This is a genomic window from Chloroflexus sp. MS-G, from assembly GCF_000735195.1.
Taxonomy (GTDB): Bacteria; Chloroflexota; Chloroflexia; order Chloroflexales; family Chloroflexaceae; genus Chloroflexus.
Map to the genome: position 1 here is coordinate 23,411 of NZ_JPIM01000046.1, position 12,598 is coordinate 36,008.

Annotated in this window: 11 protein-coding genes; 7 read left to right on the top strand and 4 right to left on the bottom strand. The window is 53.7% G+C overall.

Going from position 1 to position 12,598, the window contains the following annotated elements:
- Window positions 1-14 precede the first annotated feature (14 nt).
- Window positions 15-1,034, bottom strand: coding sequence for a glycosyltransferase family 2 protein (locus tag JE47_RS0110125; protein WP_031459642.1), 1,020 nt, complete (start codon window positions 1,032-1,034; stop codon window positions 15-17).
- A 261-nt stretch (window positions 1,035-1,295) separates the two neighbouring features.
- Between JE47_RS0110125 and JE47_RS21320 the strand changes: the two genes are divergently transcribed.
- Both JE47_RS21320 and JE47_RS0110130 read left to right on the top strand, forming a co-directional pair.
- The gene (locus tag JE47_RS21320; RefSeq protein ID WP_081910018.1) at window positions 1,296-1,547 is read left to right on the top strand and encodes a type II toxin-antitoxin system Phd/YefM family antitoxin; all 252 of its coding nucleotides are present in this window, start codon (window positions 1,296-1,298) and stop codon (window positions 1,545-1,547) included.
- Window position 1,548: 1 nt separating this feature from the next.
- Window positions 1,549-2,502: a DNA-methyltransferase gene (locus tag JE47_RS0110130; protein WP_031459643.1), complete on the top strand. Its 954-nt coding sequence runs from the start codon at window positions 1,549-1,551 to the stop codon at window positions 2,500-2,502.
- Here JE47_RS0110130 and JE47_RS0110135 read toward each other — a convergent pair.
- A complete protein-coding gene (locus JE47_RS0110135; RefSeq protein ID WP_031459644.1) occupies window positions 2,490-3,110 on the bottom strand; it encodes a hypothetical protein in 621 nt (206 codons plus the stop codon). The two genes, JE47_RS0110130 and JE47_RS0110135, sit on opposite strands and share 13 nt — an antisense overlap.
- 200 nt (window positions 3,111-3,310) lie before the next feature.
- A complete protein-coding gene (gene polA, locus JE47_RS0110140) occupies window positions 3,311-6,139 on the bottom strand; it encodes a DNA polymerase I (protein WP_031459645.1) in 2,829 nt (942 codons plus the stop codon).
- A gap of 149 nt (window positions 6,140-6,288) precedes the next feature.
- Between polA and JE47_RS0110145 the strand changes: the two genes are divergently transcribed.
- From JE47_RS0110145 to JE47_RS0110160, 4 genes are read left to right on the top strand one after another with little or no spacing between them, the layout of a single operon-like run.
- Window positions 6,289-7,347, top strand: coding sequence for a histone deacetylase family protein (locus tag JE47_RS0110145; RefSeq protein WP_031459646.1), 1,059 nt, complete (start codon window positions 6,289-6,291; stop codon window positions 7,345-7,347).
- Window positions 7,344-7,985 (top strand): imidazole glycerol phosphate synthase subunit HisH, encoded by a 642-nt coding sequence (gene hisH, locus JE47_RS0110150; RefSeq protein WP_031459647.1) that lies wholly within the window; start codon window positions 7,344-7,346, stop codon window positions 7,983-7,985. The genes JE47_RS0110145 and hisH overlap by 4 nt, the downstream gene beginning before the upstream one ends.
- Entirely contained in the window at window positions 7,985-8,710 is a 726-nt protein-coding gene (gene hisA, locus JE47_RS0110155) for a 1-(5-phosphoribosyl)-5-[(5-phosphoribosylamino)methylideneamino]imidazole-4-carboxamide isomerase (RefSeq protein WP_031459648.1), read from the top strand. The genes hisH and hisA overlap by 1 nt, the downstream gene beginning before the upstream one ends.
- 32 nt (window positions 8,711-8,742) lie before the next feature.
- Window positions 8,743-9,840 (top strand): hypothetical protein, encoded by a 1,098-nt coding sequence (locus tag JE47_RS0110160; RefSeq protein ID WP_031459649.1) that lies wholly within the window; start codon window positions 8,743-8,745, stop codon window positions 9,838-9,840.
- A gap of 8 nt (window positions 9,841-9,848) precedes the next feature.
- On the opposite strand, the gene JE47_RS0110165 is transcribed toward JE47_RS0110160, so the two are convergent.
- Entirely contained in the window at window positions 9,849-10,880 is a 1,032-nt protein-coding gene (locus JE47_RS0110165; RefSeq protein WP_031459650.1) for a methyltransferase domain-containing protein, read from the bottom strand.
- Between the two features lie 198 nt (window positions 10,881-11,078).
- Here JE47_RS0110165 and JE47_RS0110170 point away from each other — a divergent pair, with 198 nt between their 5' ends.
- Window positions 11,079-12,350 carry a hypothetical protein gene (locus tag JE47_RS0110170; protein WP_031459651.1) on the top strand — a complete coding sequence of 424 codons (1,272 nt, stop codon included), beginning with the start codon at window positions 11,079-11,081 and terminating at the stop codon, window positions 12,348-12,350.
- Window positions 12,351-12,598: the final 248 nt, after the last annotated feature.

Below are 12,598 nucleotides of genomic sequence, written 5' to 3' on the forward strand. Positions count from 1 at the left end.
CTCGTAACTTCCTCCTACTTGATTACCGGTGATTGTTCCTTATGAGTAGTACGAACATCATCCGCCGATGTTGCAGGTGTTTCAGCAATACCTAACGTCTCGGCCACAATGTACAGAGGCCGACCCTTCACTTCGTCATAAATGCGTCCAACATACTCACCGATAATACCGAGTGAAATGAGCTGCACAGCACCAAGGAAGAGCACACTGGCCAGGGTACTGGCCTGACCGTAAAATGCCGGTTCAGTCGCTGCCGGATTAGAAAGCCGCATCACGAACACCACAAACAAAAAGATGATGCTAATTGCAGCCACAATGAACCCAACATAGGTTGCCAGTTGGAGCGGTAAATACGAAAAGCTGGTAATACCGTCAAGCGCGAAGCGCAGCATCTTTCGCAGCGGATATTTGGTTGTGCCGGCAGCACGGGCATGGCGACAGTAGAGCACACCAGTTTGCCGAAAACCAACCCATGCCGACAGACCACGCATAAAACGATGATGCTCACGCATGCGTTTCAGCGCATCGACCACCTTACGATCCATCAGGCGAAAATCACCGGTATCAACCGGGATATTGACATTCGTGATCCGCACAATCAGTCGGTAGAAGATCGCTGCGGTCGTCTTCTTAAACCAGGTCTCACCCTGACGTTCTTCGCGCACGCCATAGACAACCTGATACCCTTCGCGCCAACGGGCTATCAGATCAGGAATGACTTCGGGCGGGTCTTGCAAGTCGGAGTCGATCACGATGACGGCCCGACCGGTAGCATAGTCGGTACCGGCCGTAATCGCGATCTGATGACCAAAATTGCGCGAAAAATTGATCACTTTGATCCGCGGATCACGTTGATGCAATTCACGCATAATATCTGGTGAACGATCGCGACAGCCATCATTCACCAGAATCAACTCAAACGGCTCACCAAGCGGTTCAAGCGCCGCAATCACCCGACGGCAAAACTCGGCAATCAGTTGTTCTTCGTTATACACCGGCGCAACGACGGAAAAGGTTGGTGGTTGGGTATCCATACTTCCTCCACACCATCAATGGTGATGGCTATTCATCGTATTGTGTTGATCATAACAAAACTGGCAATGTCCGTGGTCATCCTGACAATACGAAAATTGTACGCTGGCCTACGATCATTACTGTACAGAACGCTTACTGTGAGTGTAGTGTGCCTTGAGGGTATCTGGGGTCAAATGCGCGTACATGGTACCAGGTTGACAGCGGATAAGTGTATCTGTATCATTAGCCATATTAGCTAATATAACCACAACTCTTCATATATGAACATAAAGCGTATTGCCTCAACAGAGGCTCAAAACAACTTTGGTCGCGTCCTTGATGACGTTGTTCAACGTAACACAAGATACGTTGTTTACCGACGACAAACTGCTCAGGCCATTATCCTAAGCATTGCTGATTTTAAGAGTCTGCTGGCAGCAGATGCGACAGAACGAAGCCGACTAGAAAAACTGATCCACGAACTTAGCCCTGTCTACGAGCTTGGTACATCTATCGAAGGGGGCACAGCATAACATGCAATCTCTGGAACCGTTTACTTTTGATTACCCATTTCATGCATTTAGCACATCTGTTGTTATTCAGGCAGATAGTTTTGAATGGCTACGCCGGATACCGCCTGCAAGCGTTCATGCAATTGTAACGGATCCACCCTATGGTGTAAAAGAGTTCGACCTCGAACAGCTTGAAAAACGCGCCAATGGGAATGGCGGTATCTGGCGAATACCGCCATCATTCGATGGGCATCATCGTGCACCACTGCCTCGCTTTACGGCGCTCACACCTAAAGAACGCGAGCGACTATCTGCGTTTTTTCAAGAATGGGGAAGGCTGGCAGCTCGCGCACTCGTGCCAGGGGGGCATATCTTTATCGCCAGTAACGCCTTATTATCGCAGCTTGTGTTCTCGGCGCTGGTAGCTGGAGGATTGGAATTCCGCGGTGCTATTATCAGGCTCGTGCGAACATTTCGCGGTGGCGACCGTCCCAAGCATGCTGAAGCCGAATTTCCAGAGGTTTGTTCGCTGCCACGCAGTTGTTACGAACCATGGGGCATCTTCCGGAACCCACTTCCGCCGGGGATGACGGTCAGCGGTTGCTTGCGCACGTATGGTACCGGTGGCTTACGCCGTATCAGCACAGAACAACCGTTTAATGACGTGATCATCAGTGAACGAACACCACAGAACGAGCGGGCTATCGCTAACCATCCGAGCCTCAAACCACAGTCGTTCATGCGTCAGCTCGTTCGCGCAGTCCTGCCACTTGGTCAAGGGATCATTGTTGATACCTTTATGGGTGCTGGCTCAACGGTCGCCGCAGCAGAATCGTTGGGACTGACGTGTATTGGGGTTGAACGACATCGCACCTATTTCGAGATGGCAATCCAGGCGATTCCACGGCTGGCATCGTTACCGATCGGTTCTGACCTTAGCCAGCATTCGTTCCTTGACATGTTTCAATCTCGATAGATCCAATTCTGTACCAATTTTTGATAACCGGTTGCTATGACGCTTGCTGTGATTGTTCGGCGACTCGTCGCCGACCGACCGGCGAAACTCCAGTCACTGCTCTGGAGCCGAGCTGCCATGACGGCAACAAAACGGAATGGCCGTGGTGTTGTGTCACGAGGACGGTTACTATCAAATACAAACACCATGAGCCACCCATCTTCTGGATTATGGCCCTGCCATCCCTTTCGGTGTCGCGATGCCTTTATCTCAACTCCCTCTGCAACGTGCTGAACAGCGTTGTTTGGAAACATTCCAGCCGGTATCAGATCAGGATAGCCATTGTGATAAGTGTTTTTAACCACAGTGTTGCAATACTTGGGGATCGCAGACACCATAAAATCGCTCAAGATGCTACTAAAGTTCGCCGGCATCAACAGTGTCTCAAGACGTTGAATCCCCTTTGTGTGTAATTGAGAATTGACAAAGTGTAAGAACTGTAAGAAATCTGTCATAGCAGCACGAATATGTTCGATCTGCAAACCGTATGGTAATTGCGCAGAAGCATTGAAACGGTCATCTTTGATTGGTATCGGTTCACAAGCTTGCAACTCTGTATATGAACGCATAGCTACACGTACCGCACAGAGTCAGACTGAGCTTACGATAAGTAAAACAAACTGTTTGTGGAAAGCATGCTGTACCTTACTAAAAAATTAGGATGCCCATGCTTCGCTGGCCTACGATAATTTTGCACGTTGCGGTTGAGCTTTCAGGTAGGTTGCCAAAGCGTTATGCCGTACCCTACTAACTCTGTCTCTGCCAGGTCTTACCCCACCACCGGACTCATCTCTTCCCAATTGGGGCCAGCTTCAAGATTCACACTAAGCGGTACGTTTAGTTTGTAAACACCACTCATCACTTCGCGCAGAAGCCGTGCAGCCGTTGTCACTTCTGCTTCAGGTGCTTCGGCGATCAATTCATCGTGTACCTGCAAGAGCAGGCGGGTTTGCAGCCCTTGTTCACGCAGCGCCCGATGAACATTGACCATTGCCATCTTCATCAGATCGGCAGCCGTTCCCTGAATCGGTGCATTAATCGCTTCTCGTTCGGCAGCAGCCCGACGGGCACCACTGGCTCGCAGATCTTCCATGATGCGACGACGGCCAAAGAGCGTTTGCACGTAGCCATGTTGGCGACCAAAGTCGAGCGTTTGATCGATGTAGCGCCGGATACCAGGGAACTGAGTAAACAGATTATCGATCAATTGGCGGGCCAAATCGCGCTCGATGCCCAACCGCTGCGCTAGGCCAAAAGGACTGATGCCGTAGATCACGCCAAATACCACAGTCTTGGCAACCCGACGCTGGTTCTTATCGACTGCCGTCGGCTCCACGCCAAAGAGACGACTCGCAGTCGCGGCATGGATGTCAAGCCCTTGCTCGAACGCAGCGATCAGATTTTCATCACCGCTCATGTGAGCCAAGACACGCAACTCGATCTGGGAATAGTCGGCAGCAATAAAACGGTGTCCTGGTGCAGCCACAAAAGCGCGCCGAATCTCGCGTCCTTCTTCAGTGCGTACCGGAATGTTTTGCAGATTGGGGTTATTTGACGATAAACGGCCGGTGGCAGCACCAAGTTGATTGTACGAGGTGTGAATGCGCCCGGTACGCGGATTGACCAGTTCGGGAAGCGCATCAATGTACGTACTCTTGAGCTTGGTTAACTGGCGATAGGTTAGAATATCGGCCGCAATAGGATAGAGTTGAGCCAGCTCTTCCAGCACCTCGGCAGTGATCGAGTAGCCGCCACTTTTGAGCTTGCTTAGTCCATGTGCACGGGGATCAATGCCTATGCGTTCAAACAATACTTCATTAAGTTGCTGCCCCGAATTGATATTAAATGGACTGCCGGCCTGCTGATAAATACGTTCGGCCACTTCATTGATGCGTCGGGCGAAACGTTCACCCAACTCGCGCAGATACATCTGATCGAGCAAGATGCCGGTCAATTCCATCTCGGTCAGCACCTCAATCAGCGGTAGCTCAACCCGGTAGTAGAGATCGCGCAGTGCCGTATCAGTCTCTAACTGGCTGCGTAATCGTTCGGTCAGATGTAGGGTGTAGAGCGCATCAGCGCCAGCATACGGCGCAGCCTGTTCGATAGGAACCGCAGCAAAACTGATCTGCTTGCTCCCCCGACCGATGACATCCTCGATGGTTGTCGGCGGCTCAGGCAATTTTAACTCGTAGAAGGCGAGGTCTTTTAAGCCTTGCCGTTTCCCCAACATGGCGGCTGCGATCATGGTATCGAACGTTAGCCCTACAACTCGAATCCCGGCTCCGGCCAACACCTCCATATCAAACTTAGCATTGTGGGCAAATTTCGGTTTTTGCGGATCGGCAAAAAATGGCGCCAGGGCAGAGATGACTTCGTCGCGTGACACCTGTTCACCGTCTTGGTGAGCAACCGGTACATACCAGACATCACCGGGGGCCACGGCAATCGCGATACCTACCAGATCGCTCATAACCGGTTGCAGACTGGTACATTCGGTGTCGAACGCGAAGGCAGGCGCTGCGCGCAATCGTGCCACCAGTTCTGATAATGCCCTCGTATCGCGGACAATCGTCACCGGTGGTGGCTCGGCGGTTGGCAAACTGGGTGCAGTATCACTGTCACCGGCAAAGAGTGCCAGTTGCGTTGGCCCATCAGCATGCGGCGTGGCTGGAAGTTCAGCGGGAAGTGGTGCCAGTGTTGGCGATTGAACAACCGGTGGAAGTTTCTTGATCAAGTTGGAGGCAACGCCAAACTCTAGCTCCTGAAAGAGTGCTATAACTGCTGCCCGGTCGTAGGTGCCCAACCGACAAGAATGCAGGTCGAGTTGAATCGGAACATCGGTCGCGATGGTCGCCAGTTGACGCGAAAAACGGGCATCCTCACCTTGCTCACGCAACAGAGCCTGATACCGCTTCGGGGCCTCATCGATATGCGCGAGCAAATGATCGAGCGAACCAAACTGCTTGAGTAAGGCAATTGCACCCTTTTCACCAATCCCACGCACACCCGGGATATTGTCAGAGGAATCACCCTTCAAGCCGCGCAGATCGGCCAACTGCGCCGGTTCGAGTCCATCGTAACGCTTGCGTACCTGCTCAACATCGTACAAGGTGACGCTTGTCTTGCCCCGATAGGGATTTGCCAGCGCAACCCGCACATGCTCATCAACCAGTTGTAGAACGTCAGTATCACTGGTGAGAATAATCGTATCGATCCCCTGGGTAGCAGCCTGACGGGCCAGCGTTCCGATCACATCGTCAGCCTCATACCCCTCAACGGTGTAGATCGGAATGTTCAGGGCCTGTACCAGTTGTTTCATCCGCTCAAACTGTGGATAAAACTCTTCTGGCGTCTCGGCGCGCCCGGCCTTGTATTCAGCATACAGATCATCACGAAACGTGCGACCGACATCAAAGGCAACCGCAGCGTAATCGGGTCGATAATCGGCCAGCGTCGTCAACAGAATCTGGGCAAAGCCAAAAACGGCATACGTTGGCTCGCCGCGTGATGAACGTAAGCCACTCTCACGTAACGCGAAAAATGCCCGATACGCCAGGGCATGACCGTCAACCAAAATCAAAAGCGGACGCGACATAGACTGTCTCCATTCGCACAGATTTGCGAGTGGATTATACCATTTGTGGAGCGTTCGTTGAACCAGTGGTGATAGCCGTCGTGGTACAATGGAGAAAATGACGGCGGTGAATGGATCATACAGCTTGCCATCACGGTACAGAAGAGGTTATGACCACAGCTATTTTAACCGATCAGCGATTTGATCTTCACACGTGGCATGGTCACGTCGAACAGGCTGCACGACTACACGCTATTCGACGGGCAATCGAGGCTGACGGTTTGTTACCCCATCTCGTTCAGTTGCCAATCCGTCCGGCTACAGAGACTGAGTTGCTGGCTGTACACAACGCGCAGATGCTGCATCGTGTCCGGCAACTCGCCAGTTATGGCGGTGGTCAGATTGACAGCGACACCTACGTTACGGCTGACTCGTGGGATGTGGCTCTGCTGGCAGCGGGAGCAACGATTTGTATGGCTGAAGCCCTGGTAGAAGGACGTTGTCACAATGCCTTCGCCTTGGTGCGACCACCGGGACATCACGCAACTGATTTTCGCTCGATGGGTTTCTGTCTCTTCAACAATATTGCAATTGCCGCCAGGTTTCTGCTCGATCGCTACCACCTCCGACGCATCGCGATTGTCGATTTTGATGTGCATCACGGCAACGGTACCCAGGACATCTTTTACCGCGATGGACGGGTACTCTTCTGTTCAACACATGCCACACCTCTCTACCCCGGTACTGGTGCCATCTACGAAATGGGTGATCCGCGAACAGCGGCTGGCACGACGCTCAATGTCCTTCTTCCTTATGGCACCGGCGATAGGGGCTATGATCGCGTCTTCCGGCAGCTCATCGGGCCAGCGCTCCGCAGATTCCAACCGGAAATTATCTTGGTGTCGGCAGGGTTTGATGCCCACTGGAGCGATCCCATTGGGCCGATGGCCCTTTCGGTCAAAGGTTTTGCCCAGATCGTACAACATCTGCTCGACTGGGCCAACGAGTTGTGTCAGGGTCGGATTGGATTTGTCCTTGAAGGCGGATATAGTCTCTCTGCCCTGGCTGCCAGCGTTGTTGCAACCTTACGGCTGCTGCTTGGCAAGGCACCCGGCCATGACCCCATGGGTGGCGGAGATGTCCCCGAACCTAACATTGATCACATCATTACGACGTTACAAAATCAGCATCCGTTGTTAATGCATGCCGGGTATCAAGGAGTGTCATGATTGCAGTGATTAATTACGGCGCCGGCAACCTGCCAAACGTTGTGCGCGCATTACAACGTGTCGGTGCTCCGCTTGTAGTGACCGATGATCCAAATGTTATTCGCTCGGCGCAGGCCGTTGTCTTGCCTGGTGTTGGCGCGACCGCCGATACGATGGCGAGCCTGCGCCACCTGGGCATTGCTGAGGTGCTACCGGCCATTATCGCTGCTGGAACACCCTTTCTAGGCATTTGTGTCGGTATGCAAGTCTTACTGAGTGAAAGTGAAGAGTTTGGTCTCCATTCCTGTCTTAACATCATTCAGGGTACCGTGCGCCGTCTTCCCGAAAGCGCTGGCAAGATTCCCCAGATCGGTTGGAATCAAATTCATATCACACCGCCTTTTCGTGACCACCCTCTCTTCGATGGTATTCCCAACGGCGCTGATGTCTACTTTGTGCATTCGTACTACTGTGCCGTTGCCGACGAGTCGGTGGTTGCTGCACGCACCGATTATGGCCTCGCTTTCCCCAGTGTCATTATTCGCAATCGGTTGGCAGCCGTTCAGTTCCATCCAGAAAAAAGTGGCGATTATGGCTTACGCCTGCTAGCCAATTTTGTGCGCTGGAGCGGAGCTTCTGATTCAGTTGGAGCATCATGATGGAGATTATTCCTGCTATTGATATTAAAGATGGTCGCTGTGTCAGATTGTATCAGGGTGATTTCGAGCAGATGACTATTTATGCCGACGATCCGGTTGCAGTGGCCCGTCATTGGGAAGCGCAAGGTGCCGGTCGGTTACATCTGGTCGATCTCGACGGCGCCCGCACCGGTCGCCCCCAGAACGTAGACATCATCCTCGCCATTACCCAGGCCGTGCAGATTCCAGTACAGCTTGGGGGCGGCTTGCGCCGTGAATCAGATGTTGAAGCGGCGCTCGCGTTGGGTGTCGAACGAGTCATCATCGGCACTGCGGCCATTGTCGAGACTGAACTGGTTGCCCGTTTGCTCAACCGCTTCGGAGAACAGATCGTGATCGGGATTGATGCCCGCAACGGCCTAGTTGCGACCGATGGTTGGACGGTTACGTCAACGGTGAAGGCGACCGCCCTGGCCGAACAGATGACTAACCTTGGAGCTCGCCGGATCATTTATACTGACATCAGCCGCGATGGTGCACTCAGTGGGCCAAATTTTACCGCCCTGGCCGAGCTGATCTCTCCCACTGGCCCGGCAATTATCGCCAGTGGTGGCATCGCCAGCCTCGAACACGTGCGTCGCCTTGCACAACTTGGCGTCGAAGGGGCCATTATTGGGAAAGCGCTTTACGTCGGCTCGGTGAAATTACCTGAAGCGATTGCCATTGCCCAGACAACGACCGTGTAAAAATACTAAACCCATACCAATCAGGAGAGAGTATGTCAAATCCAGACCTGACCGCACGCTACGAAGAAGAGCGGCTGAGAGCGCAGGAACAATCGCAACTCGTCTACCTGCAAGGCCAGATTGACGAGCTTCGCCGCCTGTTGAAAGACCAGACCAACAAGTATCAATGGGCGATGGAACAGGTACGCAAAAACGAAGGGGCGATTGCACAAATACAGAGCCTCTTTGATCGACACACCGGTGACGTTGCCCAGGCCAACGAAATTGTACGCCGTGATGTCGTCGCGCTACGCCGAGAAGTAGCAGCCGCGCTCGTTAAAATCGAAGATGGCTTGCGCCCGATCCGCGATATGCAGGCTCAAATTCAGCAGGTTGCCGAAGCGCGCAAACAAGACCGCGATTTCCTGGCGGGCTGGATCAACCGTATCGAGCAAGTGGAACGGCAAGTTGCTGCACTCGCGTCACAGATCAAAGAGCTTGATGAGCGGCAGCGACAATTAGCCCTCCAACTCGAACGATTGCGCGAAGCTGACGCTGCGGTTATGCAAGAAGTACGGCGCGTTAGCGAAGACTTGCAGATTGAAAAACAACATTTGCGCCGCCTGGCCGTCGAATCACAGCAATTACTTACAGACCTGCGCCCACCAATTGACGAGCTACGCACTCGTGTTGATCGTCTGGAAGAGATTCGACAGCAGATTGATCTGTTTGCTGAAATGTTACCGGCGCAAATAAAAGAGTTAGCCGCCAAACTTCCTGACATCAATGCCGAGATCAAGCGGATTGAACGACTCTCGACCGAGCGTTTCCTGATGAATCAAGAACGACTCGAAGAGTTGCGCCAGATGGCCGACGAACGTATGAGCGCCTTACAAGAGACCGACGAGCAATACCTGCGGCAACTCACCTCCTGGCTTGAGCGCGTAGATAGCTGGTTGCGCGAACTCGAGCAACGTCTGTCGCGTACCACTGATCGGATCGAGTTAGAACAGAAAGCTCATCTCTTACGCATTATGGCGCTCGAACGGCGCGAGATTGATACACTTGGTGCTCAATTAGATATGCTACGTCAACGGCTGGAAGTTGTGCGTGCTGCCCAGATCGAGACAGGGGGCAGTAGCGAAGGGTAGAGACCAGTTTATGATGAGCTGCGTCGTAACACAAAGATGCGCGGGTAAAGCCCACGGAGATTAACGCGCAATTGCTGTTCGACGCACCATCCTGGGAGTTCAGCTAACAATCGTTCCATCAATCGTACTTCGTGACTGATCAGCACTGCCCGCCCACCAGGACGGGTCACGCGAGCCGCTTCGGCCAGTAGTGCCGGGTAGAGCGTCAGATTGGTTGCATGTGAACCAACCAGATGACCAAAGGGAAGATCGGCCAGCACCACATCGATACTCCCTGACGGTAACGGCAGATGGCACGCATCCCAATCGTACAGTTCGACCCGATTGCTGAAACCAGCAGCAGCAAGATTCCGCCGTGCACAGGCTAGCGCTTCTGAATCGGTATCGCAACCGATAACCCGAGCTGCCGATCCGGCAAATAACCGCTCGATCATCAGCGATCCCGATCCACATCCTACATTGAGAATCCTATCGTTATCGCGTGGCTTACTTAATACTGCCATAGCATAGGCAACCGGGCCACTGAGTGCACCTTCACGATTACACACTCGCCACAAGCGGGTCGCCAATGGTCTTGGTGTAAGGCGAACTAATACTTCCCATCCATCGCGATCAGGCGCTGGCCGTAACCGGATCAGCAAATCTCCATCTTCTCCACCAGGCATAAGACCGAGCCGGGTACAGAGTTCATGCTTGAAACGCTGTAACACGCTGCTCTCAGCACCGGCTGCGCTGAGAAACAGAGTCTGAAAGGTCCCGGCAGGATGCAGCCGACGCACCATCTCGATAGTGGCTAAGACAGCTCGCAAGTGCTCGTCACCGAGTAGTGCGCGTGGGCGCGGGATGGCAAAGCGACGTACTGCATAAATTGATGTGACGCACCGTAGCTGAAAGAGTGCCTGCAACGCACCGTACATCGTGGCGCCGATCACCCCATCTTTGTGAACTGGATCGAGCCGTAATCCGGTAATCCGTTGCATTTCGGTACGGGCCAACGCTTCGAGTCCGGCAGGTACGACGATTTCAATGCGCTGAGACATTCTAATCCTATACTCCTATCGCCATTCTGTAGTAAGCGTTATACTATAATGGAATATGTACCTGCTGTCGATCCATTGGCAGCCAAAGACGATGCCGGTTCCATCATAGCAGATGATTTACCCTGTGGCGCGGCCTAATCTCATAAGCGCCATGTCTGCAATGCTGGGTTAGATGGAACAAGACATGTACAAACGCTTATGAACATCGGAATAACCATCTGGCCACCGATGCCGGCGCGTCCGCAAGCGCTGGCGGCAAGCTGGTCGATCTTCGACCATGGTGCTTTACGCGAGTTTTTACAGCGTGCTCGCGATGTTGGTATCAAACAGGTACGGTTTGAACTGCGCTGGGCTGAAGTACAGCCAGGGCCTCAGCGAATCTCGGTTGCTACCCTTAATGGCTTTCAGCGAGGGCTTGATCTGGCCCAATCTAATCATCTACAGGTGGTTGTCTCTCTTATGAGTGCAACGCTGGGGCCGACCCTGCATTTGCCTGATTGGGCACTCGGGATTCCACCCCAGGCCTTGACTACTCAGTCGGTGCAGGCCTTGCTGACCGTACCACCGTTGACCATTCTCGACAATTCCTTTTACCGTCACGAACCGGTACGTGATCTCTATGCCGACCCTGACATGCGGTCAGCACAACGATACCTGTTACGGGAGGTCGTCGGCAACTTTGCCGATCATCCTGCGATCACCGGTTGGCTGCTGGCCGCCGGTTTCGAGCGCGTGCGTGCACCAACCGATCATCGCGATATGGCAGCCTGGTGGGCCGATCTGGCTGAACAAGCCCGCGCATATGGTGCCAACCAGCTCTTCGGGTATGTCGATGCCACCACCCTAAGCAATCGCGCCAGCCTGCGCCCTTACGATATCGCGATGGCCGGTGGCGCGGTAGTTGTCAGTGTGGGACCATGGCCCCCCCTCAGTGGTGGACCACCAGCTCGCGGCGAGGCTGCCTGTTTCTGCCATGCGATTGTCGCCGGTCTACTAGCTGAAGAAATTAACGACTCTGCTGCGGCTCAGGTAGTCGTTGCCGACCTGGGATGGCCGACGGCTCCGGTCAGCAACCTGATCGGCTGGCAGGCCGATCAGATCTTTGCGCAACCGACTCAGACCTTTCTTGCGCACGAAGAAGCGGCTGCAACCGCCTTGCAAGAGTCGCTCGTCAATCTGGCCCGCGCCGGCGCAGCCACTGTCTGGCTGGCTGGCATGGTTGATCCACCTGAAGATCATTGGAACGTCCCCCCCTTCGACAGCAGTTGGATAGCACGCACCTGGGGGTTATGGACGGCAAACGGACGCCCGAAGGCCGCATGGGATGCCTTGCGCGAAGTGATCAACCGATTGCCGACGACAAAGACGTTACCTGCGTTACCGATTGATCCCGAACGCTACTGGCGTGATCCGGCTACCGAATTACGACGTCTCTGGCATGAATACCGCAGTGAAGCAGCTTCGGTATGAGGCAGGACCTTGGCTCAGAGGGGGTTCAGCATTCTCTGCTGCGAGTCATCGATGTACCAGCAGCGGAATACCGACGACGATCCTGTCCCCGTTGCCGATAACTCCTGATCCACGCACGCACCTGAGTGCGCGGGCCTCTGGCCCGCCTAAGACCACTGCGCCAATGAGCAGGTGTGTGACACACCCCTACACGCACCTGGATGCGCGGGCCTCTGGCCCGCCTAAGACCACTGCACCGATGAGCAGGT

Excerpts from the sequence above, each read along its gene's own strand:
- JE47_RS0110125 (WP_031459642.1), bottom strand. The coding sequence starts at position 1,034 with ATGGATACCCAACCACCAACCTTTTCCGTCGTTGCGCCGGTGTATAAC.
- JE47_RS21320 (WP_081910018.1), top strand. The coding sequence starts at position 1,296 with ATGAACATAAAGCGTATTGCCTCAACAGAGGCTCAAAACAACTTTGGT.
- JE47_RS0110130 (WP_031459643.1), top strand. The coding sequence starts at position 1,549 with ATGCAATCTCTGGAACCGTTTACTTTTGATTACCCATTTCATGCATTT.
- JE47_RS0110135 (WP_031459644.1), bottom strand. The coding sequence starts at position 3,110 with ATGCGTTCATATACAGAGTTGCAAGCTTGTGAACCGATACCAATCAAA.
- polA (WP_031459645.1), bottom strand. The coding sequence starts at position 6,139 with ATGTCGCGTCCGCTTTTGATTTTGGTTGACGGTCATGCCCTGGCGTAT.
- JE47_RS0110145 (WP_031459646.1), top strand. The coding sequence starts at position 6,289 with ATGACCACAGCTATTTTAACCGATCAGCGATTTGATCTTCACACGTGG.
- hisH (WP_031459647.1), top strand. The coding sequence starts at position 7,344 with ATGATTGCAGTGATTAATTACGGCGCCGGCAACCTGCCAAACGTTGTG.
- hisA (WP_031459648.1), top strand. The coding sequence starts at position 7,985 with ATGGAGATTATTCCTGCTATTGATATTAAAGATGGTCGCTGTGTCAGA.
- JE47_RS0110160 (WP_031459649.1), top strand. The coding sequence starts at position 8,743 with ATGTCAAATCCAGACCTGACCGCACGCTACGAAGAAGAGCGGCTGAGA.
- JE47_RS0110165 (WP_031459650.1), bottom strand. The coding sequence starts at position 10,880 with ATGTCTCAGCGCATTGAAATCGTCGTACCTGCCGGACTCGAAGCGTTG.
- JE47_RS0110170 (WP_031459651.1), top strand. The coding sequence starts at position 11,079 with ATGAACATCGGAATAACCATCTGGCCACCGATGCCGGCGCGTCCGCAA.